A 25,524-nucleotide genomic window follows, 5' to 3' on the forward strand; every position below is an offset into this window, starting at 1 on the left:
CACGCCCCGATCTGATCTTGCAACCGGTATCAGCCGGTCAGATCGGGGCTCGTCGATGGGCATTGTGACGACCCGTCGGACATTTCTACTTTGCAAACCGGCGGACATTTCAACCTTGCCGCCACATTGAGTGAGTGTAGGGTGGGTTCAAGGATGAAGCGCGACTTGATAAAACGACGCTGGAACGGGCCAAACTGATTAAGTTCGAGCCAACAGCGAACTACGGAAGAGCCAGCGAGCAATCGTGCCTAGGGACACTCCGAAAAGATTTAGCTCCGTCCCTCTTGCACGATTGGGTTCCCAACTGTCGACTGTCTACTTGGCAATCCCGCTTGGATCAGACTACGTATCTCGCCAACCGGCGCGCATCGTCTCGTTGTTCCTCAGTTGCATCGGGTGTCACCTCGTTAATCATAGGCGTGTTGCCGAGAAGATGGACAAGCTCAACGAAGATTGCGTCGAGAATGGCCGACTTCTCCCAGTCGTGCAGCGCGCGATCTTCCGACCGAATGATCAGGTAGTGCCATAGCGTCATCATCATTTCGAATTTTCGCAGAAATGAAATGATCGCGCGGGGACCCCAGATAATTCCCTCCTCATCCGAGAGCCGGCCCATGATTTCGACGATCTTCTGGCGCTCGGCGTCCCCTACACGGATGATAGGCTGAAGCTTTGTTGCACCTTCGTCCGTGTGATAAAGCCGCTTCTTGAACGCGACGATCGCGGCCTCATCCTCGTCGAGTTGCACACGGAGGTTCGCCACTGCCTTTTCGGCCGACTGCACTTCCGCGGAAGCAGATCTCATCGCCGCATCACGGTTGCTCTTCGAGGCCGCTATCTCCTCACTTGTCGCCTTGCGAACCCGCTTCACCGCTGCTTTATAAACCGTCTTAGTCTGTGGCAGATAGGCCTCCTCGCCCATCATCATATCGTGCCGCATGGAGCCAGTGCGACGTGGAGGTGCGACTTCCACCTCATCGGTAGAAGCTGGCGTGACGATTTCCTCGACCTTCTGAATGATCGCCATTGCCTGAGCGTCCTCAAACTTCTTCGACGCCGATTTAAGGTTTGCGGTGAGGGCCTCAATCTCCATCTGCCTGTTCGCCCGCACCTGGAGCAATTTGTCCAAGACGTCCTTTTCGATGATGAATGAGCTCGTTGCCTTGGCCTCCGCGGAGGTCATGGGCGGCAGCCGTATATGGGCCTTGAAGAGCCGTTCCTTGAAGTAGTAGGCGACATTGCGATCGACGACGTCGCCATGGCGGGCGACGATCGCACTGTCCAGCGCCTTCTCGTCCATGAGGAACAGGAAGTGCATCGCCGCCGAAGCTGAGTGATCGGCGAGAAACACGGAGATCGATTCTGTTATCGATAGCGAGTGCTCGGCGGACACACGATCCAGATCCTCGATAATAACGAGGAGCCGCTTTTTGCCTGGTCGATTGGTTTCGACGAGCACGAGCAGAACCAGGCTGCATAGGCAGAAGACGGACCAAGCCATTATCGGAGGGACGCTTCCCGATAATTCAGTGTAAAGTGGAGTGCCTTTGCTAAGCGCCTTCACCAACAGAAACGCGAACGGCACGATGTACAGAACCGGGATAAGCGCGATCATTCTTCGAATGCTTGGTGTGCTCGGAGCGTTCCAGGCATTGATCAGATCTCTAAGATCTCGTCCGATGGTCTCTTGTAGACCAAGTTTTTCAGTATGGCTCTCAATCCGCCAATATACAGTGTGCAGATGTTTCACGACGTTGGGGATCGCCGATGCGATTTTCCACGCGAACAAGAGCGCGACTGGCCCAATCGAGTATGCAAGGCTCCACGCGAAGCCAACGTCCAGCGAACTTGCCGCAAACAACCATATCATGACGTAGATGACTGATAGGACCGCTTGCCAGACGCCGGACCTTTCGAAATTCATGCGGACCACCGCCGAGTACAGTGACGACGCGTTTTCCCTCAAGAGACCTTCGAAGATAGTCCTGTAGAGATGCGCCCAGCATTCCGGTTTGTTCGGATAAAGCCAGCTCGGAAACCGTATGGCCAGCATGTCTGCGGGCAGGTTTCTGCGAACTGTCTCAGATGTAAAGGTCTTGCCCCTCCCCCACGCGCCAAACATTGCGAACGCAGATTCGGTTGTCTCGGATCCTATGATGCTCACCAACGAGAAGGCGACTGCGAGCTGCTCGGCAGTGGGCCTCTCGGAGCCATTCGCGCTCTGGGAATTCATTGGATCTCCTACCTACAGTGTTGTCAGTCGGGGAATTTCCAATAAGTCGGTGCAGATGCCGCAGGCATGCCGACGAGAATGTGCGTCCGCTTGTCCGGGGGCCGGACGCCGCTTGAAAGAAGCGACGCGATCTCCTCCATCGCCGACATGGATTCTGAGAAGGTGCTGTGGTTAAGGCTGAAGAAGTCTCTGCCAACTGAGGAGATATCGATCGTATCGACACCAGCGGCAACAAGCGGGCCATCGGGCATGCTAGCGTCGCCCGCCCGCATGAACTGATTTCGAAGCTGTTTTGACGCGAAAAGTGCCCAGTCGTTCTTGTTGGCGTAGAGGGTCACTCCCTTTGCCATGCTCCTGACAATCGCGATCTGTTGAGCGAAGATCTGGCTGTCGACGTCCGGCGCGGCAAAGACCAGTTCACCTAACGGTCGATCTCCAAGCTTCGGTTCGGAACTGAGAAGCCCTTGTAGAACCACCCGCGAGCCCATGCTGTGTGCGATGACATGCACGGTCTTCACATGGGCGTCCTGCTTAAGCGTCCGGAGCAGTTCGCGAAAGGCCGGCGCAGAATACTCGGCACTGTCATAGTCAGTCTCATACCCTGCCGTCGTCCCGCGTGACGGCCAGGAAAACACGATGGGAACGCCTTGATACTTCGTATCCCAAACAATTTGCGCTAACCGAAAAACGCTGTCGTCGAAGGTGTTGCGAAATCCATGGACGTAGACCAGAGCGTCCTCGGGGTTTGCAGTCTTTATCGCGGATGTGAACTCCTCGCGCGACAGTTCCTTCTCTTCCTGGATTTGAAACTCGGTTTCAGAGACGGATTTGAAGGTGAACACCTGAAGCCACGAACGCCGATCCACCTGACCGAATGAATGGCCTGCCGGCACCGAGACGCGCGCGGCGCCGAAGGTCAAATCAGAACGGACCGGGGCAAAGTTCAGGCTGGCATTGGCCGCCTTTTCAACTTTTCGGGTGGTTGCGATCATCAGATCGACAGTGCGCTTGTTCTGGTCGACAGCCGGCTTGCAACCCACTTCCATATCGAACACCGCGCAAGTGCCGACGCCGGCGTTCCACTTCGAAACCAGAAGTTTGGTATCCGGAAGGCCGGGATTCCAGCGATCTCCGAACAGAACCGGCGTCTTCGCTTCGACGATGTAAGTGCCGTCCGACTGCGCTCGCCCCAGGAGCACCGCCTGAAGGATCCGAGTGGTGGGATCAACGCTGACGTCGAAGCCGGCGTATCCTGGCACGGCGACGCTTTGAACCTGCGGACGCCAAGCGGCTGGAACCGCCGAGCCGGCCCGTTCAACTGCGGCGGTCCAAATTGAAAAGCCCAGCGCTTCAGCAGCCATCATCTCCGTGATGGGCTCTGCGGCATGCCCGTATGCCTTCCATCGACGTAGCAGATCGCGATTGGCTGCGGTGTCGAGAGTGTCGAAGTAGGCTCGGGCCGAGAGGGTTCCGGCAGCGGGCGCGATCTTCGCTGCAAACCCTCCCTGATCGAACGCGATCATTGGCGTCGTTGCGGTCCCCGGCCCCAGGTGGTCGAAAGCCTCTTTGAAGGATTGGTTGGAGTCGCCCAATATGGTGGATATGACTGCGGTCGAGCTGTTCGACGCTTGGAGCTTCGAAGCCTCCATCGCGAGACCGGTCCAATCCGTCGAACCTACATCCTCGTATCTGGTAAGGACACTGTCCGACGACACCCCTTTCGCCTTCAAGTATTCCTCGACGAGACCGTTCACTTCCTTGCCATATGCCCCGTCGGTCGATGCAAGCAGCCAGTTTCTGATGCCATCGTTTTCGCGGAGAAATTCAACGGCTGGAATGACTCGTTGCGGTGCGGGCAGCCCAAGCTGGATAGTCCATCCACCGTTTATGGGCGTCGTGTTTTCGCCTGGGCAGAACAGCAGAACCTTCGCCTGTTCTGCGACCGCGCTCATTGTGTCGCAGGACGACTGACGCGCGCCGCCGAAAATCACGGAGACGTCTCCCCGTGCGGTTAGTATGTATGCTCCCTGGGCATACTTTTCGTCGTTTGAGGCTGGATCCATGACGACAAGTTCGACTTGTCGGCCGAGGAGACCCCCTTTGCTGTTCTGCTCGGCAACCAGCATCCGGATCATTTCCGTGAGACCGGTCTCGTCACTTGCGTAGGCGCCGCTGCTGCTCTGAACGACGCCGAGTCGAATTGGATCGGCTGCAGTTCCTACCGTCGGAACGCCTATGGCGACCGAAAAGAATACAGCTACATGAAACATCGACACTCTCGCGAGCCGAAGCACCGCGATGTCATGCAACCGCCCAAATACAGCAACCAGCATCCTGAGCACGAAATCCCCCTCGCCGTGTGGATGGCAGTTGAATTAAGTACACTGGAAAATGTTTGGCAAGAACAACTTTAGCTCTAGTGAGAATACTGGGCAGAGGCCACCCTCGCCAGGATTCGACCAGCCTGAGCAACAAGCAGGACCGGCTAAACTCCGTCCCGCTCAGCCATTTCGAGAGCCTCGCCGACTGTCCGAGCTACATCTCGGTATGGCGCCGTTCGACGTGCGATTTCGTCGAAGTCCTTGCGGTCGCGCGACTGCTTCGGTGGCCGGTCCTCCCAGCGCGCGATCACCTCATCCAGGTCGTCGAACGACAATTCGCTCCGACGCTTCCTGTCCCAACGAAGCTTTCCGTGCTCATCCTTGTATGGAACAGGGATCCGTTTGCCGAGGTGGTAGTGGCCGAACATGTCTGGACCGTTGTTCGTCGAACTTACCTTCGCTCGGCAGTTGTTGCGAATCAAAGTTCGAAGGCCGAGCGCGATGACGTGGTCCTGAATCTTTTCTAGCCGCTTTGGATGGCTGTGAAGGATCGCGCCCACCACTTTATCGATCGAAAACCTCTGTTCGGTCGAGGATCCCTCGATCAAGCCCTCGAGGAAGTTATGAAATTCGCGTAACTCCAAACTGCTCATTCGTCGCTCCGTCTATTCCGCTTCGCTGATATGAAATCAGGAAAGCGGAACAAGTCAAGAACGAGTTTCAGCTTTGCACAGCAATCTGAACTGGTTGGCGTCGATAGTTGACAGCGCCAAGCATGATCAGATTCCCTTCTTCAACGCGGGGATCTGTGAACCGATAGTCTCCGGGATAAAAGCATGGTCATATCCGCCGTACTCTCCGATCGTCCACCGGCGGAGAATACCGTGAACATCGACGCCGCGCCGCATTCCGCGGCCGGAAATCGGTATCCCCGAAAGCACGAACGGTGGTTGCTCGAATCCACGTGCCTTGAAGGATTCGCTGAAGCAGTCGAAGTCCGGGCTCTTAGCAGCGGGTACGAAAACCAGCGGCTGCGAAAGAGAGTCGTGGCGATCCATGACCCTCGCGAGGTTGCTGGCGGCCGTCGCGTACTCCGTCAAGGAGGAGGCAACAAGCACAAGTTCGTCGGGTTTCAGAATACCCTTCTGAGTATATTGTGCGATCATGTACGACGAGTCCGGTATGACGCCGTCCACGTCCTTCACGCGATACTCATTCCAGAAACACGAATAGGACGGTCGTGCTTTCTTGCTCCGAAGCGCTTCCATGAACCCCGACGCTATGAAGTCCAGATCCTCTGCGGTGCAGACCACATGCACATTCTTGCCTTCGAGCGCCCGATCCGGCGGCCAGAGATTGATCAAGTCAGCGCCCATGTCGTGAAGTACCGCACCAATTGATCGCGTTCCTTCGTCGAGATGACCAAGGTGCACCTCCATCGCTTTCGCGACGTCCTCCTGCCTCGTATCAGCCATTGGTGGTCTCTCTAAAAATCGCCAATACCTCGTTCAGATATGCGGGGCGGGCCTGCCGAACAGCCTCTTCGAAGCGATCGCCGCTTTCCGTCCCCAAGATACACGACAAGGACCCCTCAGGACCATCGTGCACTTCATACTTCACCCGCCCGTTGCTCGACACAATCGCTATCCCATCGACTGCGCCAAGTATGTCGCGAACATCCGCCGAGAGTTTCACGGGCTTCGCACGCCAACAGACGTTTCGGCATTCTGCATCGACCTTTGGAAGGAGTTCGGAGACGACATGCTTTTGCCCGGAAGGAAGCTGATGGACGAGAGCGAGAATATCGTTCACGCAGGTACGGAGATCTTCTAGCTCCAGTGGCGAGGGGTTCATCGGGTCGTATCTGTATCGAGCCGCGTTTTCCGGAAGTAGCCTTCGGATAATCGTCGCTACTGAGCTTCGCGAGCTGATATCGATCTCGTCCGGTCGCCCCTCTGCAAAAGCGGCAACTAGCACCCGCGCTCCTCCGAATGCCTTCGGCAGGTCGTTCTTCAGTATCTTGGCCCGCTCGTTCCTGCTTACCACAAGGCTATAAGTATTCCTGGCGCCACCATGCTGCGTCAACTTCCTGTCTGCGTTGATCTGGGCAGCAAAATTGTCTTCAATCCGGCGGTTCTTTTCTCCTGTCCGCCAAGTCACATCGCCGCGTTTCGCCTCAATCCAGAGCACGCCGCCCGCCATTCCGATGATGATGTCATCGATGTAACTCGGAACCTGCATCGCGATCCACAGATCGGAGCCGTCCTCGACGCGGCCGTCGCGTATCCGGCTCAGAAGTTTACCGAACTGGTAGGTCGCATATGCCAGTTCGAACGAATAACCGTCACGCTGGTTCTTGCCGCCTTGGTTCTTGCTTGCGAGATGTCTTAACTCAGCATCCGGAAGGATGGACGGCAGGCCGTCGATTTCGGGTATCGGTGGCATCATTCACCATGAGTGGTTGCTTCCGCGTCTCGATACCCGCCAAACGTTTAACAATGGTAATCGCTTATGGTAAAGCCGGCGGACGGCGAGTTCGCCGCCGCTCCGGCTGACTACTGCCGCGCCAGGACCTGCGCGAGAGCGGCCGCGCTCTTGGCCGTCACTTCCATGATGGGTGCCGTGTAAACGCCGAACAAGAGAGCAAGGGCGACCAAAGGGTATAGCATCCAGCGCTCGACGCTTGTCAGATCGGTAAGACCCTTCAGTTCCTCCTTGTCGAGCGCCAAAAATCACCCGCCGGTAGAGCCAGAGCGCATAGGAGGCCGACAAGATCACGCCCGAAGTAGCGAACAATGCGAAGATGGTGTTGACCTTGAAGGCTGCGATGATCGTCAGAAACGTGCCTGGAAGACCGACGTTAGCCATCGTGAAGACCATGAGAACGGCGGCATATTTGGGCATGTTGTTCGCCAAGCCGCCGAACGCAGCGATCTCTCTGGTGTGCAGTCGCTCGTAGACCACGCCGACGCAAAGGAAGAGCGCTCCGGATACGATGCCATGGGAGATCATTTGGAACATGGCGTCTTGTTTGATGCAGCGTGGTCGAACGGCGTGCTTTAACGGTCTCACGCGGCGGGAGGTGTGATAACGACGGCAGGCTTGATGGGCAGGCTCAGCGCAACTTCTTCGTAAACCGGCAGGTCCGCATCGGTCTGAATCGTGATCGCGATGGCGAAGGCTATCACATCGTCCGCACCCACTCCGTAGTCCTTCTCGCGTTGAACTCGGAATTCTATGCGATCGTTAGCGACGAAGGCAGCAGCCTTTTCTCCTGTGAAGATCCTGTGCGCGACCGTCCCTCTCCTCGTGGCGTTCACATCCGGCTGAAGGTCGTTCTTCGACATGCCCAATCGACCAAGGTCGTCTCCATTGGGATCGGCGACGATAAGTCGGGTGGTCTTGTAGCTGCGGCGACCTGGTGCTGTTGGGGAAAACCACGCCAAGGTCACTGCGATCGTCTTGGGAACGGTCTGTCCCGAAAGAGAGGCTGGAAGAGGTAGCGAAACTATCGCGGCACCGAGCTTCTGGACGTCACCCACGGCCCACGCGGTCGCGCGGTTCTTCACGCAGTAAAGGATGTCATCGTGATCGACGATGCCATAGCCCAAGAGGCGCGCTGCATTCGCTCTTCGCTTCTGCCAGTGCAGGCCGGCTCCAAAAGCTTGGTCGATCTTGTCGGTCACGTTGCTCCAACGAGCTCGATGGACGAGCAAGGCTTTCAACAAAAGGGCGCGGTGCCGTGAGGAAAGTGTCAGAAAGGCGGAACCGTAGGAAATTTCAAGAACGTCGTGGAGACGATGAGCCGTCCGCGTGGCGATAGCGGCGGCCGTGCTGGTCTGTCCGACGAACGATACGGAGGAGTGGGTGCCATCGCCTGAGTAAGGGCTCGCAGCCTTGAGGCCAAACGGCTTGTTCAATTTCAACGGGCGAACGGACACACCCGTGCCGCCGAGCGTTGGCAGCACCAGTTCTTGACCTCCTGCCAGCAGAATATCGGGCTTGATGCTCCGACCGTACCCTGGACCCGGAGCCGAACTAAGATTCGGAAAGGTATTCGCGGAGGCGAACGGAAGGATTCCTGGATTTCCCACCGACGCATTTGCCGCTCTGTCGCTGTTCACTGCACCAACGGTTAGAGCATTTATTGAATCTGCTGGCGCTAGAAGTGTCCTATCCCGGATGGAAGCCGCGAGCCCTTGCAGGATCGCGGTCTGTCGGGCGTCGGACGATGCGGCCGAGAACTGCAGAGGATCGGCGAATCCTTCTATGGCGACATCGTCTAAGCCAGCCGCATCGAGATTCCCTGCACTTACGACAAACAGCAGTCCATAGCGCCACGAAAGATCATCGATCGCTCTCGCCCAGCGCGACAGCCTTCCCGCGAAGCGTCGCCGATTGTCCCCGAGAGAGACGTTTATCACAAGAACGCTCGGCGCTGAGGGCGGCAGCCCATCTAGCCCAACCTTCATACGGACGACTGCATCGTAGAAATCATCGACTAGCAGCCTGTCATTGGGAAAGACCTCCTCGTCGCTTCCCGCCGTCCGCGCATACATCACGGGTCTAACGTACAACGGACGGCTGATGGAAGGCTCTGGACTGCTCAAGTCGCCGTGGATCACGAGGGAAGCCATTGCCGTCCCATGCACGCGAAGACCGACTGACCGGTTGTCCAGATTTGCCGGGTCGTCGAACTGCATACGCCCGCGAAGATGTGCATGCTGCAGCAGCGGGACAGCATCGAAGAGGCCGGCGATCGGCTCCCGATCCGGAAGATCCCTTGGAACGGCGGCGGGCTCGCTTGTCCGCTCGTCGGCACGAACAGTTATCGAAGCCTGGGGACCTATCGACATGATCGGGTCGAGTCCTGCGAGAGAAGTCTCTGAACGCTGAACGATGGGGTAGACTTGTACAGCCGGGAGTTCGACGAGGAGCGCATCTGAAAGAAATTGCGGATGGCGACTGGAGTGAAGCAGTCTACCGCCTGCCATCTCGACCGCCTTGATGACCGACTGCCGTGCCTCCGCCGCCTGAGCCTGACCCTCACGATAGACGAGTTCGATTTCAATCGCGATGGGCATGCTTGGGTCGTTTGAAGCGATGTCCTTCAGGACGTCGGCGTCCGCCTCACGACGGGGGTTTCGCGTACAGGCTGGACGACGTCTGGTCTGAGCCCTTCGCGAATCATGATGCCGCGCTAGCCGCAGCTCGTTCCGCTGCAGAGCGGCAGCATCTTGAGGGCCGCGACGCGGAGATATCGTTCCAGCTTGCCGACGGTCGCTGGCAGACGGAACATGCTTCTGGCGGAGACCGTCCAGAGACCGACGTCGTCGATGATGCAGCGGAGAAGTCGGCATGACCACGCTTTTCGGGTCTTGCTCTTGTGGTGATGTGAAGGTGGCGGTCCGCGGGGAGCCTTTGCGCACCGGCACCCGGTGATTTAATTCGTTGATGAGCAGGCCGCGCACGAAGAGCGCAGACTTTGCGATGAGACGGAGGACGCGTCGGCGTGGCCGCTTCGTCTAGCCGAAGGCAGGGTATGCGGCGTCGCCTGGAAGAAATAGTCGGCCAGTCTCATCGGCCGCTTGCTCTGTACCCGACGTCTTGCGCGAGCACCAAGCTCGCAGGCGGCAGACGACCTTCGTCGCCACTGACCACGGCGTCGATATATGCAAGCGCGTTCGCCATCCCATTCATCGTATATGGCTTCTCGATCGCGCCGAGCGCCCCAGCGAAATCCGGAGGCAACTTCTTGATGTTGCCGCTGACGAAGATGTATGGAATCCCCTTTCCGGAAAGCATCCGCCCTACCTCGATGCCCGTGGGGCCGTCCTGCAGGTGGATGTCGACAAACGCGAACTCCAGGCCTCCGTCGCGGACGATATCAGGAACCTGAGCGCTGCTTGACGCCATTCCGACCACGGCATGCCCGGCGGCTTCGACTTCGCTCTCCAGCTCCATGGCAAGCAGCATCTCGTCTTCGACGATCATCACTTTCACTGCGGTGTGTCCTTGTTTTCTACGAGAAGCGTGACGTCGACGATCGAGCGCCGACCTTCCATCGTCTTTTCAATCGTCGCGCCAACCTGTCTGGCGGACGCCTCGAGCATGCGCCGCCCAAGTTCGGCGCTGGCGGGGTCCGGCTCCACCGGCTCCGACGTGTCCTCGACGCGGATCAGAAAGTGCCCGTTGAGTCGTCGCACGACGACATGGATTTCGCCACCGCCATCGGCCAGCCCTCGTCGGACCGCGTCGCCTACCAGTTCGTTGACAATGAGCGAGAGCGGCGTCGCCTTCACGGCGGGAACAAGTACTGGCGAGACGTCCATCGTCAGCCTAATGTCGTCGCGCTTGATAGCCTCCACGAGGTCGGTCGCGAGCTCTCGAGCAAAGTCTCCAATGTCGAACCTCTCGACGTCGTTTGTCGTAAACAGCTTGCGCTGCACGGTGCTGATCGCCTCGATCCTGTTGAGGACCGAGAGAAGTGCGTGTCGCTGGCCCTCGTCTTCGGTGAGCCGTACTTGCATCTTCACGATCGATGCCATTGTAGCGAGGTTGTTCTTGACCCGATGGTCGACCTCGTGGACCAGGAGCGTACGGGCCGCAAGCGACTCCTGCAGGTCGTCGGTTCGCTCGGCGACTTCCGCCTCGGCCTGATGTCGGGCGGCGGCAAGTTCCGCTTCCTTGCTCTTGATGTTCGTGAAGTCGAGCTGCGAGGCGAAGAAGTAGATTATGTCGCCGTCGTCGTCGCGCACCGGACTGACGAACAGCGCGTTCCAGAATGTGCTGCCGTCTTTCTTGTAGTTGAGAATGTCGACCGAGATGTCCTTCCCCTCGGATACCGCCTCGTGGAGGCGTCAGACTGTATCTCCGCTTGTTTCCGGCCCCTGGAGCAGCCGGCAGTTCTTCCCGACAAGCTCGTCGTTGGAATATCCAGTCAATCTCTGGAAAGCCGCGTTGCAGAAGATGATTGGGTTGTCCTGCTGGTTCGGGTCGGTGACGATCATCGGCATGCGCGTCGCCTTGAAGGCCGCAGCGAAGGGATCTTCCCGGACACGCGCCGCTGCTAGGCGCTCGCCCGCACGTCGAGCGTCGCTCTGACTGGTATCACTATCTGGCATTATCGGCCCCTGCTGATCCTGAGCGGAATGACCGGCGGCCCGAATAGTTCCAGACACGGCGGCATCGCGCGTGAGTTCCATCGGACAGTGCCCCTCTCGAAACCACACTCGATCGGTGAGACGTGGTTGGCCCGCCCATACCTAACAGGGCGGCTAAGCCGTTGCGGGCCTCCCGCCGAGCCGCTATGAAGTACCCGCAGGATACCAACCAGGGGATTTTCAGTGGCTTACGGTACGGTCAAGTTTTTCAACCAGGACAAGGGCTTTGGATTCATAACGCCAGACGACGGCGGACAGGACGTGTTCGTCCATGTCAGCGCGGTCCAGGGTTCGACGCTGCTCCGCGACGGGCAGAAGGTGTCGTACGACGTGGGTCAGGATCGAAAGACCGGCAAGTCGAAAGCCGAGAACGTCCGTGGCGCCTGACGTAGGTCGAGCGGAGTTTCCTGGATGAACATCAGGACGGCCACCGAGGACGACGTGGCGTCGATGAGCGCGATGCTCGAGAAGCTTGTCGCGGCGGGCAGACGCACGATGCCGACGGACGAAGACTACGTTAGGGATCATTACGTCGCCAATCCTCTTGTCATACGCTGCAGTCTCGCCGAAGACGAGGATGGTAGCCTTCTCGGGTTTCAGTCCCTGATCCGCGCCGTCAAGGGCAACCCCTACGACACGCCGGTCGGCTGGGGGATTATTAACCCATGTGTCGCCGGAAGCAGCTCGAACCGGCGTCGGCACCAGACTGTTCGCATCTAGCGAGCAGGCTGCGACAGAAGCAGGATTGTCGAAGATCGAGGCCTTCATCGGCAAGGACAACGCCGTGGCTCAAGCCTACTACGAGCGGATGGGTTTCGAGACCTTTCGGCAGACGGAGGCGGCGGTCTGCAAGGTCTGGGCGCGACAGAAGGGCTGAAGGACAGGCAGTCCGCGGTTTGGGAGGCGTCGACGCCCTCAATGAAGTGTCGGCCAGACGGCATACTGAGGATGTCTGAGATGGAACGTGGTGATCATGCCGACCACCGGCCGCAAAAGGCGCATCGGGATGTCGCGGATCCGCTTGATAAACGCTCCGGTGGCAGGATTTCGATGTCTGCTTCGGCGAAAACGGGGGTGGTCTTCTCGTCCATCTCGGGTCTTCAGGTCGAGAGTTTCGACTCGAGATAGTATGGCCGGCGACGATCGCAAGATGAGTTCCGTGAGGGTAATGCCAGTACCGGTTCGATCGACATGACGAAGACGGTGGCGGCAGCGGTTCCTATTCATCTGTGAACCGACATCGAAAGCTCGAACCGCGCGCTCGCCCGCATCCTGGCGAATTGTCAGTGATCAGCATCACAGGCGCCTTGAAGCGGCCCACGCGGACTCCATCTCACTCGGATGGCGAAACCTAGTCACCAGTCGGGAGCGACGCCGACCGCCTTGTACGGTGCCAGGAAGCGATGGACGACGCCTTCTCGTCCGCCCCCGAGACCGCGGTCTGCTCTGGCTGGGAGCCCGAGGAAATCGCGGCCGCGCTGGTCGAGCTTGCCGACAATTTCATACTGGCCGTGCTTGCCAACCGCGCGGTTGAAGATGATCTTGCGGTTCTCAAAAGTGGGAGATCCTAGAACGCATGTGTGGACGGTTTACCCTGGAGCACGAGTGGCCCGCGTTCGTCGATCTTTACGACCTGCCTTGGGACGTCGAGCGGGGGCGAAACACGGAGGCCCGCTTCAACATCGCGCCGACCACGTCAGTGCTGATGGTTCATAACGATGGCGAAGGGCGGCAGATGGCGGAAGAAGCCAGATGGTGGCTGGTGCCTTGGTGGGCGAAAGAAATGCCGAAAGCGGCGATGTTCAATGCCAGAGTCGAAACCATCGACACGACGGCCGGCTTCCGGGACGCTTTCAAGAGCAAACGCTGCCTGATCCCCGCCTCCGCTTTCTACGAATGGACGGTTGACCCTTCGGACGGCAAGAAAAACCCTTGGCACATCCATCTTGCTGGCGACCGGCCGTTTTCGTTCGCGGGGCTTTGGGCCCACAACGACAAGCTGGACGTCACGAGCTGTACCATCGTCACGATGCCCGCGAGCAATCCAATGAAGACGCTCCACGACAGGCAGCCGGTGATCCTCGACCCGTCCGTTTACAAGGAATGGCTCGATGTCGGCACGACGCCCGCGCGCGCGCGCGAAGGAGCTTCTGCAGGCGAACCTCGACGACAAGGTCGAATTCCACAGAGTATCTCGGGACGTCAACTCCTCCAAGTTCGCGGGCAAGCCTATGCCGGAGGTGAACTCCCTTTGACCGTGACGACCGACATTATTTCGGAGTTCGTACGGGCGGCGAACTGTGTTGAGGCGCCGACAGGCGTCTGCTTCTCGAAAGAGGCGTAACTGCATCCGGCGCGCTGCGGGGTCTGCTTGTAAAGACTGGAAAGGTCGCACCGTCGACGATGCCGCCGAAAGAGTCATCCGGGACATCGCAAGCGACATAGAACAGATGTCGGATGAAACAGTGTCAAAGGCGATGCTCGCGCTTGCGGCTCAGATACGGACCATGAGGATTTTGAACCGAGAGCCCACTTCCGCTTGAGGAGCCTTGTTACACCTCCAGTGCGACGTGCGGAGCGAATGAGGGCTGCCGCGGCCCTATTATAGCGCGGCAGCCTGTAGTGGATAATTCAAAGTCCTTTCGAGATCTGCAGAGGCTGCAGGACGATATCTGCAAGCGCCGCCTTTCCTACTTCGAACGCCTTCTGGTAATCGGCGTCTTCCACCATCTCACGGAAGGCCGTCCGCCGCGGATACTGCACAAGCAGCACCGCGTCCCACCCTTCCACCTGCCCGTTCGTAAGGACGTCGAGGCCGTCGCCACGGAATAGGATCCGTGCACCGAAGCGGGCAAGAATGGGTTCCGCCATTCTCAGGTATTCCAGATGCCGTTCCCGGCCGCCCTCGGGGACGAACCGTAGAAGGTTCAGCATCACGACTGGGGCGTCGTCCTCTTCAAATAGGAACTTGGCAAAGACGTCGGGTGAAAACGCGACCATTGAGTTATCCTTTCATAGCAGCGTCCTTGCGACGCCTTCAGAAAGTTTAAACCGACGCTCCGTCAGAAACTGTCAGGAACGAACGCCAGTCCCGATCCTGCTCGCGCCAACGCCGCATGAGCACGGCCCGGCGCTCCGGATACCGCTCGTCGAGGATCAATGCCGACCTCACGCGGTCGACGCGGAAGTGACGGAAAGCCGACTTGCTTTCGCACCACGCAGCGAGAACCCGAACGTCGTCGAAATAGACGATGGTGATCGGCCAGACGACACGTTCAGACGTAGCGCCGCCGGCGTCCTCGTATACGAGCGCGACCTTTCGCAGGCGACGGATCGCATCACGTAGTATTCCGACCTGCGCCGGATCTGAACGCTGTGAAACGGACGCCGCCGATACGAGAGCCGGCGAATTTTCGTCGTGCAGCCGGTCTGTGCGGGTCGAAAGTATCTTGGCTAAAGCGCTGTCGCTGCTCTGAGATAGAGCCGGATCGGCTCTCTGCTGCACCCACGTCAGCCCAAGGATCAGAGCCTCCACCTCTTCCGCCGAGAATGCGAAGTTCGGCAGGAAAAATCCGTCGCGCAGCAGAAATCCGATGCCCGCCTGCCCGTCGAGCGGTGCCCCAAGCAGACGAAGGGTTTCGACGTCACGATAAACGCTTCTCTCGGAGACCCCCAGTTCCTGTGACAGCTCTAGCGCGGTTACCGGCGTTCGTCGTGCTCGAAGCATGCCAAGCATTTCAAGGAGGCGGCTTGTTCTCGACATTCAGCTAGTCGTCCCGTCTTTCGGTCGGAGATATCTAGTGCGCCTGCGACCGGCGTCCAAGAACGCCCGTCTATTGAAAATTCCGCGCTTTAACTCTGAGGGTGTCTATGTGGAGATCCCTGACGAAGATGTCCCGCGGCTGCGGCACCGGCCTCGGCCGATCCCGAGAATCCGGACTGCCCGGCGAACCATGCGCGAACTCGTCTCCCCTGCCCGTCGGCAGCTTGAAGTCGATGTCGCGATCGGCCAGTCCGGACAGGTCTCCCGACAGATCGAAGAGCTGCTGGGCGACGAGATGGACGACGTCGCCTTCCCGCTGGATGCGGCCGTTGATCGCTATCATGCTCGCTCCGAGAACGACACGACGCCGCTTCTCGAACAACGAGGGCCAGACGACGACGTTGGCCGGACCGGTCTCGTCCTCGATGGTGATGAACATGACACCCTTGGCGCTCCCCGGCTTCTGACGCACCAGGACGAGACGTGCGGCGTAAACCCAGCGGCCGTCGCGGGAGTTCATCGCCTCTGCGCACGTGATGATGTTCCGTGCCTGAAGGTCGCGGCGCAGGAAGGCAAGCGGATGTTCGCGCAGCGTCAGGCCGACGTGGCCGTAGTCCTCGACAACGTTGTGGCCTTCCGTCATCTGGCGCAACTCGACCTCCGGCTCCTGTTGCTCCGGGATGACGGCGGCTTCGCGTTCGGCCGCGGCCGCGAAAAGCGGAAGCGGCTCGTCGCGCAGAGCCTTTATCGCCCACAGCGCATCGCGGCGCTCGAGGTTCAGCGAGGGACGGAAGGCGTCCGCCTCTGCTAGCTGGACAAGCGTCTCCGTTGGAACATCAGAACGTCACCAGGCATCGTCGACGCTTTCGAACTCCTGTTCATGCGAATTCCTCCTGATGGTTTCGATCATCGGAAACGGGTGCCGATTTCCAGAAGTTGCCAAGGACTACGGCGCGAGGCACTCTTCGCAGATGCCGCACCCGTCTTCGTCCATTAGGGATTGCCACCGTCCGCACAAAAGGCATGCCGCGCCTCCTTCGCAGTGGGCATCGCGCTCCGGCGGAAGGATTTCGATTTCACATGCAGATGTCGTTTCAACGGACGCGTCTTCCATCTCGAGGCTCCAGGTTCGAGGACGGAACCAAGATGGTGATGCCGGCCGACGAAACAAGCCGTGCAAGCCCCCCGAAACCGTGCGGGGCCGGAATGCGTTTCGATGGCAAAGGAGACCACTCGATGCCCGGAACGTTCACCACCTTCTATGTACTTGCCTTCGACCTCGACGACCGAAACCAGCCGGTCAAGGCATTCGAACCGCACGCCGCCGCGAGCGTCGAGGCGGCCGTCGATGCTGCTCGAAATCTTTCTTCAAGGCATGCGGGCGTCGTCGCGTGGAAGCTTGAAAGCGATCCGGTAGTCGGGGAGGAAGGCCATCCAGAGGTTCTCTTCCAGGCCGGGAGGGTTGGCGACTTCTTCTAGGCCGTCATCCGTGGCGATCTAAACCCCATTCGACGTCCTCGCTCTTAAGAGTTCTGCGACTAAAGAAACTAACAGGGAGGCATCAAGCTGGCGGTCTCCCTGCCCTAGTGAAGCCGGGTCCTCTTCGGGCGGCCTCTCCCGCATCGGGTGCGGAGCTGTAGCGAGGACGACGTCCGTGCCTTTTACGAGCTCCTCAAGCTCCCGGACGAGCGCTTGGCGCGCACGATACGTCACCTCTTGGTGAATTGCTTTCCATTGCGCTTCAGCCCCACCGCGATTCATCAAGAAGACAACGATGCCTCGGTTTGCGAGCAGCATGAGCGGCAAGGCTCTGCGGGCGTAGCGGGAACTCCGCACGACGTTGTCTTCGAACCCAGTTCTCCAGTCTTCGTCGGTCACTTTCAGGAAGGGCTTCGCCACGAATTCGCCGCCGACATCGACCAGGATATCGAGTTCGCAAGGGGCGCATGAGAGTTCGCAGCTATTCTCAGCGGCCTCGTCGAGCACGATGGCCCCTTCCGCAGCCAATGCGGCCCGGAGCTCCGCTACGACGGGCGCGCATCCTACGACTAGCGCTGTTCTTCCTGCCAGTCGCATGTTCATCTCCCCTGCCTTCGGTCGCGCGGCACACCTCCTTGTCGCGCGCGCTCCATGACTTCGCCAAGAGTCGGCGGCGGCTCCATCACCAGGTCAATCAAATCCTCCAGCCCGACGACTACCACGACGTCATTACCGTCAACGGCCACCAGAGCCGGCCGGCCCTTCAGGGCGTCCACCGTCATGAGCAGCAGCCTCTTGCGCGCGAGCCGGACAGGAAGCGCATCGCCTGCGACCTCCCGCACGATGCTCTTGACCAGCCGTCGGCGGTCCGGGTCGATCGAAGCCTTCAATCCTCTGACGACATCCCTCCAATCAGCCTCGCTCATGCCGCCGCTCCCTGCTTCAGAACACGATGCACCTCGTCACCCTCGACGATCCCCTTCTCCACCAGGACGTCGGCGATGACCTCTACCGCGGATCGGCATGCGCGAACGATGTCGGCGGCTCGCTTCATCTGCTCCTGGAGGATTCGTTCCACCCGTGCGGCGACCGCCCGGTCGTCTGCGCGGACCCGATCGCGATCCACCACCGACTTGACGGTCCGGTAGGCAAGCGACATGTAATGTAACCCAGAGCTGGGGTGCTACATCTGTTTAGCGGCAGCCCTGCCTGGTGCCTCGGGACGTGGCATTCCGACGCGCGACACAGGGTGAGGTTGGCCTCGACAGATTTCACCCTACGTTGTGGTCCGAGAGGCCGACATAAACAGCCACGATGCCACGCCCGGAACCGGGGCGGCGGCACCGAGTTCGAGGGTCCTCAAAAAATGGAGTCGTCATGACCTTCCTTGGTCTCGAAGCCGAAATGCTGGCGCGGCTGCAGTTCGCGTTTACCGTCTCGTTCCACTTCCTATTTCCCGCCTTCTCGATCGGGACGGCAAGCTACCTCGCCGTCCTGAACGCGCTCTGGCTGTGGAAGCGCGACCAGGCCTATCTCAAGCTCTTCGAATACTGGAAGACGATTTTCGCAGTGACCTTCGCCATGGGCGTCGTCTCCGGGATCGTGATGAGCTACCAGTTTGGCACCAACTGGTCCGCCTTCTCCGACAAGGCTGGACCGGTCATAGGCCCGTTAATGGGCTACGAGGTCCTCACCGCCTTCTTCCTCGAAGCAGGCTTCCTCGGTATCGCGCTCTTCGGCCGCAAACGTGTCGGAGACACGGCTCATATGGTGGCGGTCGCGATGGTTGCGATCGGCACGCTGATTTCGGCGACGTGGATCACGGCGGCCAATAGCTGGATGCATACGCCTACCGGATTCAGCATCGACTCCAACGGCGTCTTTGTGCCGGAAGACTGGTGGCAGATCATCTTCAACCCGTCCTTCCCGTACAGGATGACCCATACCGTGATGGCGGCCTTCCTGACCACCGCCTTCGCCGTGGGCGCCGTCGGCGCGTGGCACCTTCTGAAGGACCGCAAGAACCGCCAGGCCCAGATCATGTTCTCGATGGCCATGTGGATGGCGGCCATCGTCACTCCGATCCAGATCTTCGTCGGCGACCTGCATGGCCTGAACACGCTGGAACACCAGCCTGCGAAGATCGCGGCCATGGAGGGACATTACGAGACGCATAAGGATGGTGCTCCTCTTGTCCTGTTCGGCATTCCCGACGACGAGGCGGAGACCACCCACTACGCAATCGAGGTGCCGAAGCTCGGATCGTTGATCCTGACGCACGAACTGAATGGCGAGATCAAGGGACTGAAGGAATGGCCGCGCGACCAGCGTCCTCCGGCTTTGATGCCGTTCATCACCTTCCGCATCATGGTTGGTCTCGGCTTCCTGATGCTCGGCGTCGGGCTCTGGTCTCTGTGGGCGCGCTGGAAGGGGAACCTGTACGACACGCCCTGGCTCCATCGCATCGCGGTAGCAATGGGAGGTTCCGGTTTCATCGCGGTGCTTGCCGGCTGGTACACGACCGAGGTCGGCCGTCAGCCCTGGACGGTCTATGGCCATCTGAGAACTGCCCACAGCCTTTCTCCGGTTTCCGCTCCCGCGGTGGGCACTTCGCTACTCATCTTCATCGCCGTCTACTTCGTGGTCTTCGGCGTGGGCGTCTACTACCTGCTGAAGCTCATGCAACGGCCGCCGACGCCTTTGGACACAGACCGGGAACTGGATGCCGGTCCTATCCGGACGGCGGGCATCATGCCGGGCGCTGCACAGGATCATCCGATCGGAGGCCGACATGGACATTGACCTTTCATTCGTCTGGGCGGGGATCATCGCCTTCTCGGTCCTTGCTTATGTCGTGCTGGACGGCTTCGACCTTGGGATCGGCATCGTCTTCCCGTTCTTCCGAAAGCGGCACGACCGGGATGTGATGACGAACTCGATCGCCCCAGTCTGGGACGGCAACGAGACATGGCTGGTGCTTGGCGGCGGCGGCCTCATGGCAGTCTTCCCGCTCGCCTACGCGATCATCATGCCCGCGCTCTACATGCCGATCATCCTGATGCTGGTCAGCCTGATCTTCCGCGGTGTCGCCTTCGAGTTCCGCTGGCGAACGCATCACGAATCCCACCTCTGGGACTTCGGCTTCTGGATCGGGTCCTCAGTCGCGGCTCTCATGCAGGGCATCTCTCTCGGCGCGCTGGTGCAGGGTGTCGCTGTGGAAGGCAGGCAGTACGCAGGCGGCTGGTGGGACTGGCTTACCCCTTTCTCTATCCTGACCGGGATAGCGGTTCTCGTCGGCTATGCGCTGCTCGGCGTGACGTGGCTCAATCTGAAGACGTCCGGGGAGATTCAGTCCCGATCGGCGAAGCTCGCACGTCCCTTGAGCGTCGCCCTCCTGGCCTTGATCGGCGCGGTGTCTCTCTGGACGCCGTTTATCAACGAGATTTACTTCGAACGCTGGTTTGGATGGCCGACCGCCTTCTTCTCTTCATTCGTGCCCCTGCTGCTTGCTCTCTGCGCTTTCGCGCTCTGGCACGGCCTCACCCACGGCAAGCACCTGCAGCCCTTCCTCTCGGCGCTCGGCTTGTTCATCCTCAGCTTCGCTGGATTGGGCATAAGCTTCTATCCATACATGATCCCCGGTGTGCTCACGATCAGGGACGCCGCAGCTCCGGACAGTTCGCTGAAGTTCCTGCTTGTCGGTGCGTCGATCCTCGTGCCGATGATCTTGGCCTACACCGCCTACGCCTACTGGGTCTTCCGCGGCAAGGTAGACCCAGAGGAAGGATATCATTGATGCACGAGGCTCTTCGAAAGGCGGCATGGTTTATCGGGCTTTGGTTGGCTGGCGTGGGCACAGTTACCCTGGTCGGGCTGATAATCCGCTCGTTCCTAAAGTAGGTCGAAGAGGAGAGAGCCTCATTTGACGATGTCTGGAATCGGATCTCGCCGGTTTGGCATGAAGTTGTTACGACCTTCTCAAGATAGGACGGCCTTGAATCCCTTGATTTAGCGTCCACGACAACGGCTCGTTTATGCGGATCGCCGGCGCTCTGCCGGCGAAACGGAACCATTTCAGCCCAGCGACCTTTCTTAAGTAAGTCCTAACGATTGGTCATTCCATGCGCAAAATCGCAAAGCTCGCCGCTCTGTCCACCTTCAGCGGCATCTTCTTCGCTCTAGCACTGAACTCCGTCCAGGCGTTCCAGATGCCACAAGCAGCCGGCAAGGCCGGCGCCGGGTCCAGACAGGCAGTTTCGGCGTATGCCGAAGATGCCGGAAGCGTCGGTAGCCCCCGGACCTCTGCCCTCTCTCCCGCTGAAGTCAGGCACGTCTCCTGGTGCGCAGCCCGCTACGCGCTTGCCTACAGCGCTGTAGACAACACCTATGACAATGGCCGCGGCCGCCGCATCGAGTGCGTGTCTCCAAAGTGACGATCGACTCACTAGCACGCGACCTGGCACCCCGTGGAAAGCATGCCGCTGGAGACGATTTCGGGATCGCCTTAAGATGGGAGACTTCGCCCGACCAGCGGCTTGCAACCGAGCTTCTTGATTACGCGACGGATGTCGCACGGAGCGAGTTAGACCTGAATATTCCTGCGGATACGACGTGAAGCCGAAGCGATGGCTCGACTATTTGCAAGAAACGGATTCGTCCCCGACGGCCAAGCCGACGTCGATCTGCTTCCAGAGATCCTCCTCCTCCGCTTCCACCACGACCTGCACTGACCTGCCTTACCAAACCGGGAAGAGACCGGCTGATCCATACCGATCCATCATACGGTCGAACATTCCGATGTCCGCGCTTCCGCGCGCGACGAGCTGCGCGCCCTCGATTGCCGAGAAGATTGCGAGCGCGTCGTCGCCCAGTTCGACCTCTCCGGCCTTCGGTCGATGCACGGAGATGAATTCGCGCAACCAGTCCACGTTCACCGACCGAAAACGTTCGACTTCCGTCAGCACCGGCCCTGGAAGAGCATCCCTCTCGGCGAGCATGATCCCGCAGAGGCACATCCGATTGTCGTTTTTCAGGGCGAGCCGGAAAGCTTCCACGTAAGTCCTCATCGTCTCGGCGCCGTCTTCCTTTATGAGCGACAATCCTTCTAGGAACGCCTTCGCCTCCTCGGCATACCGCTTCGCTAGAGCTTGGCCGAGGTCGCCTTTCGTAGGGAAATGGTAGTGGACGCTGGCGTTCTTGATGCCGATGTCCTTGGCCAGCTCTCGGAAGCTGAGCGCATTGTAGCCCTCCCGCTGCACCACGAGCTTGGCCGCGTCCATGATGGTGTCGCGAGTGTCGGTCGTCATCTGCTGCTCATCCTGTTTCGACCACCCTTAACATCAAACTCTACTCGCCGCAAGAATTTACCTAGCGCTAGGTAGGGGATTGACAGACGACCAGCTCGATGCTTTTCTGACCTAGCGCTAGGTAGATCGCGTAGCGCTTAACTGGAGATCATCCATGAAAATCTACGACCGCCCCGGCTTTCCAAATGCCGCCCGAATCCGCATCGTCCTTGCAGAGAAAGGATTGGACGCCGCCGTCGAATACGTTCCTGTCGACCTGATTGCGGCGGAGCACAAGCAGGAAGCCTTTCTGAAGCTTAATCCATCCGGGGTCATCCCTGTCCTGGAACTCGATGATGGGACGTTTATTTCCGAAGCGACCGCCATCTCGGAATACATCGACAACCTCGACGGAAATCCGACGCTTACAGGCGCCTCTCCGAAGGAGAAGGCCATAGTCCACATGATGCAGAGGCGAGCAGAAGCATTTGTCCTCGATCCCGTGGGAATCTTCTTCCACCACGGGACTCCGGGTCTCGGTGCAGCCCTTCAGGCCTACAAGAGCCCCGAGTGGAACGGACGCGAGGAGTGGGCGCTAAGGAACCGCGCCACCGCCATGTCCGGGTTCGCGTACTTCGACGAGGTCCTTGCCCGCTCTTCTTTCCTCGCGGGAGACCGGTTCTCTATCGCGGACATCACCCTGTACGCGGGCCTTCTCTTCGGCGACGTCGCCGGGGTGCAGCCGGCGAATGGCCTCGAACATCTGGCACAGTGGCGTGGTCGGGTGGCCGAACTTCCGAGCGTGAAAGGAAGATCAGGGCAGAACCTTCTGCCTGAAGATCTCCGTCGGCTGGGGTTCTAGTAGAGTGGTCGCGCTGCTCTGACACAGTAAAAGGTATCGCTGTAAGAGTGGAAGGGGAAATGGCACCTGAAGGGTCGATAGCCACGCACTTGGGGGGTGATGGCCACCAGGTCGGCGGCGCCGGCCATCCACTCAATCGCGATACACGGAACGGGACGGCCGCGCCGACCGTAGGCGCGTCCGTCTATGGAATCGAGTCAGCCGTTTGGCCGAATGACGCCTTCGCGCAGCCTTCCTTCTTGTCCCGGTAGGTCTTGTAAGCCTCATGCCCCTCTTCCAGGCCGATCCGATTGGCGATGAGGAAGAAAGGGCCGATCTTCCCTTCCACGATCAGATTCATCAGCGACTCAAGATACCGTTGAACGTGGGTCTAACCAGCCTTCAGTGAGACCCTTGCCCACGAAGCCTCTAAGCGGGGGCTGGGTGCAGTCCAACGAACACCCCGGCCTTTTATGTCTTCAATTTCAACCTCGACGACAAGGATCAGCCGGTGAAGGCCTTCGACCCGCGCACCTCGACGGACGAGCGGCGGCGATAAAGGGGGCGCGCGACCTGGCAAACAGGCACGCAAGCGTAGTTGTTTGGAAGCGCGAAGGAAGGCCGGTGGTGAGCGAGGACGGCAATCCCGGAACTGTGTTCCAGTCTTGCAAGATCGGAGACTTCGTCTGACGGCGCAGCCAGGAGGAAGCTCCGTCGGCGGCACTGCCTACAACTCTGCCAAACAGCATGCCACGGCCGCACGGTGCTAGTCAGCCCTGACAAGAGTCAGAATTGACTGATCTTCACGTGTCCGGCGACGCCGGCTAGTTCCCGATCGAGCGCATTTTTTTCATAGTGTCCATCGTCGTCGCCTCATCGCGCACGGTTCAGACGGACTTAGTGCCCATATAGGACAAGACCATTCATCGCTTCGCCTGTCTGCAGTCATCAAAGATGTTCAGGGCTGCGTACTGAAGCAGCATAATGGTCTTCCCATCGCGGATCCGCCTGTCGGCAATCATCGCGAGCGCCTCCTCGATCGTCGGTTCCAGACGTTCGATATCCTCGCCCTCATCGGCGTTGCCTCCTCCGCTGGAAACCTGATCCGCAGCCGTGTAAGACCCGACGAAGAAGTGAATTCGCTCCGTTACGGAACCGGGGCTCATGAAGGCGTCGAACACCTCGCGGACGTCCGTCACGCGGTATCCGGTCTCCTCCTCGACCTCGGCCCTGATGCGCTCCTCGGGCGTTGCCTTGTCGAGAAGGCCGGCGGGCGTCTCGATCAGCAGGTCGTCATACCCGTTCACGAAGGCCGGGTAGCGGAACTGCCTCGTCAGCACCACTGTGCGCCGATCGAGGTCGTAGAGGAGTATCGTCGCGCCGTTTCCGCGGTCATAGGTTTCCCGGCTCTGCCTTTGCCAGGTGCCGTCTGCTCTTAAAAAGCGAAAGGTTGTCTTCTTCAGGACGTACCAGTCATCAGACAGTGTCGCTACGTCTTCGATCTGCACGCGATCCGCAAGCATCATTTTGAGCTCCATATTCTACCGTTGCCTGACATTGCACAATCTCTGCGTTCGTGCAATATCATGCAGAGAAGGAGAAGCGAATGCTAACTGTGGAAAGGAAGGCCCTCATCCTCCAGCGCCTCGAAAGCGTGGGTCGGGTTGTGGCCAAGGAGATGAGCCTTGAGCTGGAACTGTCTGAGGATACAATTCGGCGTGACCTGAGAGAACTTGCCGCCGAGGGGTTGCTTCAGCGGGTGCACGGCGGCGCCCTTCCCGCCTCGAAAGCGCTTGCTGACCTGCCGACGAGACGCAAGGTTCAGCCGGCGGACAAGGCGGCGATCGCGAAGGCGGCCGCTGGCATGATCAAGAACGGACAGACCGTGTTCCTGGACGGTGGCACCACGGCTATCGCGCTTGCCCGGTCGTTGGCAGCCACCGACCTTCAAGCGACTGTCGTAACCCACAGTCCAGATGTGGCAGTGGCACTTCACGCTCATGGGGGGGTCGAAGTCGAGCTTATCGGTGGGCGGCTCTACAAGCACTCCAACGTCACCGTCGGCGCCGTTGCCATCGAAGAAATCACCTCCATTCGGCCGGACATCTACTTCATGGGCGTCACAGGCATCCATCCCGAATACGGCCTCACAACCGGCAACCGGGAGGAAGCAGCCGTCAAGCGCGCCATCAGCCGACAATCCGCCGAAACGGTCGTGCTTGCCTCACGAGAGAAGCTTGGGGCGGTCTCGGCACACAGCGTCGTGCCCCTCGACCAAATCGATAGCCTGCTCGTCGCGAGGAGCTGCCCACCAGACCTGATAGACCCGTTCACGAGCCTCGGGGTCTCGATTGTCCACGCCGGTGCTTGAGATGAAGCGGCGCTACATCGGACAGCCCGGCGCTACCAGCCTCCTTCTTTAGACCGACTGCGCCGAGC

General features: G+C 59.4%; 27 protein-coding genes and 3 pseudogenes. 13 read left to right on the forward strand and 17 right to left on the reverse strand.

What is annotated here, in order from left to right; translation table 11 throughout:
* Positions 1-337 precede the first annotated feature (337 nt).
* From KX729_RS29445 to KX729_RS29475, 7 genes and pseudogenes are all read right to left on the reverse strand, one after another.
* Positions 338-2,233, reverse strand: coding sequence for a P-loop NTPase fold protein (locus tag KX729_RS29445; protein ID WP_219746034.1), 1,896 nt, complete (start codon positions 2,231-2,233; stop codon positions 338-340).
* Positions 2,234-2,256: 23 nt separating this feature from the next.
* Complete coding sequence (locus tag KX729_RS29450) at positions 2,257-4,566, reverse strand: alpha/beta fold hydrolase (protein WP_246617968.1); 2,310 nt, start codon at positions 4,564-4,566, stop codon at positions 2,257-2,259.
* Positions 4,567-4,718: 152 nt separating this feature from the next.
* Positions 4,719-5,207: a hypothetical protein gene (locus KX729_RS29455; RefSeq protein WP_219746036.1), complete on the reverse strand. Its 489-nt coding sequence runs from the start codon at positions 5,205-5,207 to the stop codon at positions 4,719-4,721.
* Positions 5,208-5,333: 126 nt separating this feature from the next.
* Positions 5,334-6,029 (reverse strand): hypothetical protein, encoded by a 696-nt coding sequence (locus KX729_RS29460; protein ID WP_219746037.1) that lies wholly within the window; start codon positions 6,027-6,029, stop codon positions 5,334-5,336.
* Positions 6,022-7,002: a hypothetical protein gene (locus KX729_RS29465; RefSeq protein WP_219746038.1), complete on the reverse strand. Its 981-nt coding sequence runs from the start codon at positions 7,000-7,002 to the stop codon at positions 6,022-6,024. The genes KX729_RS29460 and KX729_RS29465 overlap by 8 nt, the downstream gene beginning before the upstream one ends.
* Positions 7,003-7,109: 107 nt before the next feature.
* Positions 7,110-7,584, reverse strand: a pseudogene (locus tag KX729_RS29470) (proton-conducting transporter transmembrane domain-containing protein); the annotation flags it as partial.
* 38 nt (positions 7,585-7,622) lie between these two features.
* Positions 7,623-9,638, reverse strand: coding sequence for a S8 family serine peptidase (locus KX729_RS29475; protein ID WP_219746039.1), 2,016 nt, complete (start codon positions 9,636-9,638; stop codon positions 7,623-7,625).
* Positions 9,639-9,649: 11 nt separating this feature from the next.
* Here KX729_RS29475 and KX729_RS29480 point away from each other — a divergent pair, with 11 nt between their 5' ends.
* Complete coding sequence (locus KX729_RS29480; protein ID WP_219746113.1) at positions 9,650-9,916, forward strand: DUF2188 domain-containing protein; 267 nt, start codon at positions 9,650-9,652, stop codon at positions 9,914-9,916.
* Positions 9,917-10,131: 215 nt separating this feature from the next.
* Here KX729_RS29480 and KX729_RS29485 read toward each other — a convergent pair whose 3' ends face one another.
* Positions 10,132-10,557, reverse strand: coding sequence for a response regulator (locus tag KX729_RS29485; RefSeq protein ID WP_219746040.1), 426 nt, complete (start codon positions 10,555-10,557; stop codon positions 10,132-10,134).
* A pseudogene (locus KX729_RS29490) lies at positions 10,554-11,678 on the reverse strand (PAS domain-containing protein). Before KX729_RS29490 ends, KX729_RS29485 begins: the two are co-directional and overlap by 4 nt.
* A gap of 222 nt (positions 11,679-11,900) precedes the next feature.
* On the opposite strand from KX729_RS29490, the gene KX729_RS29495 reads away from it, so the two are divergent.
* The 5 genes from KX729_RS29495 (at position 11,901) to KX729_RS29510 (ending at position 14,061) form a co-directional block, all read left to right on the forward strand.
* On the forward strand, positions 11,901-12,104 hold the full coding sequence (locus KX729_RS29495) for a cold-shock protein (protein WP_219746041.1): 204 nt from the start codon (positions 11,901-11,903) through the stop codon (positions 12,102-12,104).
* A gap of 24 nt (positions 12,105-12,128) precedes the next feature.
* Entirely contained in the window at positions 12,129-12,437 is a 309-nt protein-coding gene (locus tag KX729_RS29500; RefSeq protein WP_246617972.1) for a GNAT family N-acetyltransferase, read from the forward strand.
* Positions 12,385-12,594 carry a GNAT family N-acetyltransferase gene (locus KX729_RS33900; protein WP_312992663.1) on the forward strand — a complete coding sequence of 70 codons (210 nt, stop codon included), beginning with the start codon at positions 12,385-12,387 and terminating at the stop codon, positions 12,592-12,594. The genes KX729_RS29500 and KX729_RS33900 overlap by 53 nt, the downstream gene beginning before the upstream one ends.
* A gap of 526 nt (positions 12,595-13,120) precedes the next feature.
* Complete coding sequence (locus KX729_RS29505) at positions 13,121-13,288, forward strand: hypothetical protein (RefSeq protein WP_219746042.1); 168 nt, start codon at positions 13,121-13,123, stop codon at positions 13,286-13,288.
* A 5-nt stretch (positions 13,289-13,293) separates the two neighbouring features.
* The gene (locus tag KX729_RS29510) at positions 13,294-14,061 is read left to right on the forward strand and encodes an SOS response-associated peptidase (protein WP_246617958.1); all 768 of its coding nucleotides are present in this window, start codon (positions 13,294-13,296) and stop codon (positions 14,059-14,061) included.
* A 287-nt stretch (positions 14,062-14,348) separates the two neighbouring features.
* Here KX729_RS29510 and KX729_RS29520 read toward each other — a convergent pair whose 3' ends face one another.
* From KX729_RS29520 to KX729_RS29530, 3 genes and pseudogenes are all read right to left on the reverse strand, one after another.
* Positions 14,349-14,717 carry a DUF1330 domain-containing protein gene (locus tag KX729_RS29520; protein ID WP_219746043.1) on the reverse strand — a complete coding sequence of 123 codons (369 nt, stop codon included), beginning with the start codon at positions 14,715-14,717 and terminating at the stop codon, positions 14,349-14,351.
* Between the two features lie 46 nt (positions 14,718-14,763).
* On the reverse strand, positions 14,764-15,480 hold the full coding sequence (locus tag KX729_RS29525; protein ID WP_219746044.1) for a helix-turn-helix transcriptional regulator: 717 nt from the start codon (positions 15,478-15,480) through the stop codon (positions 14,764-14,766).
* Positions 15,481-15,550: 70 nt separating this feature from the next.
* Positions 15,551-16,360 (reverse strand): annotated as a pseudogene (locus KX729_RS29530) (OB-fold nucleic acid binding domain-containing protein); the annotation flags it as partial.
* A gap of 356 nt (positions 16,361-16,716) precedes the next feature.
* On the opposite strand from KX729_RS29530, the gene KX729_RS29535 reads away from it, so the two are divergent.
* Both KX729_RS29535 and KX729_RS29540 read left to right on the forward strand, forming a co-directional pair.
* Entirely contained in the window at positions 16,717-16,959 is a 243-nt protein-coding gene (locus KX729_RS29535; RefSeq protein ID WP_219746045.1) for a hypothetical protein, read from the forward strand.
* 213 nt (positions 16,960-17,172) lie between these two features.
* Complete coding sequence (locus KX729_RS29540) at positions 17,173-17,430, forward strand: hypothetical protein (protein ID WP_219746046.1); 258 nt, start codon at positions 17,173-17,175, stop codon at positions 17,428-17,430.
* A gap of 128 nt (positions 17,431-17,558) precedes the next feature.
* Here the strand turns inward: KX729_RS29540 and KX729_RS29545 are convergent, their stop codons facing one another.
* Positions 17,559-17,885 carry a hypothetical protein gene (locus tag KX729_RS29545; RefSeq protein WP_219746047.1) on the reverse strand — a complete coding sequence of 109 codons (327 nt, stop codon included), beginning with the start codon at positions 17,883-17,885 and terminating at the stop codon, positions 17,559-17,561.
* A complete protein-coding gene (locus KX729_RS29550; protein WP_219746048.1) occupies positions 17,882-18,118 on the reverse strand; it encodes a hypothetical protein in 237 nt (78 codons plus the stop codon). The genes KX729_RS29545 and KX729_RS29550 overlap by 4 nt, the downstream gene beginning before the upstream one ends.
* A 218-nt stretch (positions 18,119-18,336) precedes the next feature.
* Between KX729_RS29550 and KX729_RS29555 the strand changes: the two genes are divergently transcribed.
* From KX729_RS29555 to KX729_RS29565, 3 genes are all read left to right on the forward strand, one after another.
* A complete protein-coding gene (locus KX729_RS29555; RefSeq protein ID WP_219746049.1) occupies positions 18,337-19,761 on the forward strand; it encodes a cytochrome ubiquinol oxidase subunit I in 1,425 nt (474 codons plus the stop codon).
* Positions 19,751-20,755 carry a cytochrome d ubiquinol oxidase subunit II gene (gene cydB / locus KX729_RS29560; RefSeq protein WP_219746050.1) on the forward strand — a complete coding sequence of 335 codons (1,005 nt, stop codon included), beginning with the start codon at positions 19,751-19,753 and terminating at the stop codon, positions 20,753-20,755. Before KX729_RS29555 ends, cydB begins: the two co-directional genes overlap by 11 nt.
* A gap of 325 nt (positions 20,756-21,080) precedes the next feature.
* Positions 21,081-21,392, forward strand: coding sequence for a BA14K family protein (locus KX729_RS29565; protein ID WP_219746051.1), 312 nt, complete (start codon positions 21,081-21,083; stop codon positions 21,390-21,392).
* 303 nt (positions 21,393-21,695) lie between these two features.
* Here KX729_RS29565 and KX729_RS29570 read toward each other — a convergent pair whose 3' ends face one another.
* On the reverse strand, positions 21,696-22,238 hold the full coding sequence (locus KX729_RS29570; RefSeq protein WP_219746052.1) for a TetR/AcrR family transcriptional regulator: 543 nt from the start codon (positions 22,236-22,238) through the stop codon (positions 21,696-21,698).
* Positions 22,239-22,419: 181 nt separating this feature from the next.
* Between KX729_RS29570 and KX729_RS29575 the strand changes: the two genes are divergently transcribed.
* Positions 22,420-23,106 (forward strand): glutathione S-transferase family protein, encoded by a 687-nt coding sequence (locus tag KX729_RS29575; protein WP_219746053.1) that lies wholly within the window; start codon positions 22,420-22,422, stop codon positions 23,104-23,106.
* Positions 23,107-23,290: 184 nt separating this feature from the next.
* Here the strand turns inward: KX729_RS29575 and KX729_RS29580 are convergent, their stop codons facing one another.
* Together KX729_RS29580 and KX729_RS29585 are read right to left on the reverse strand one after the other, a co-directional pair.
* The gene (locus tag KX729_RS29580) at positions 23,291-23,446 is read right to left on the reverse strand and encodes a hypothetical protein (RefSeq protein ID WP_219746054.1); all 156 of its coding nucleotides are present in this window, start codon (positions 23,444-23,446) and stop codon (positions 23,291-23,293) included.
* A gap of 562 nt (positions 23,447-24,008) precedes the next feature.
* The gene (locus KX729_RS29585; protein ID WP_219746055.1) at positions 24,009-24,611 is read right to left on the reverse strand and encodes an NUDIX domain-containing protein; all 603 of its coding nucleotides are present in this window, start codon (positions 24,609-24,611) and stop codon (positions 24,009-24,011) included.
* Positions 24,612-24,691: 80 nt separating this feature from the next.
* Here KX729_RS29585 and KX729_RS29590 point away from each other — a divergent pair, with 80 nt between their 5' ends.
* On the forward strand, positions 24,692-25,456 hold the full coding sequence (locus tag KX729_RS29590) for a DeoR/GlpR family DNA-binding transcription regulator (RefSeq protein ID WP_219746056.1): 765 nt from the start codon (positions 24,692-24,694) through the stop codon (positions 25,454-25,456).
* Positions 25,457-25,524 lie beyond the last annotated feature (68 nt).

The sequence above is a fragment of the Neorhizobium populisoli genome (assembly GCF_019430945.1).
Taxonomy (GTDB): domain Bacteria; phylum Pseudomonadota; class Alphaproteobacteria; order Rhizobiales; family Rhizobiaceae; genus Neorhizobium; species Neorhizobium populisoli.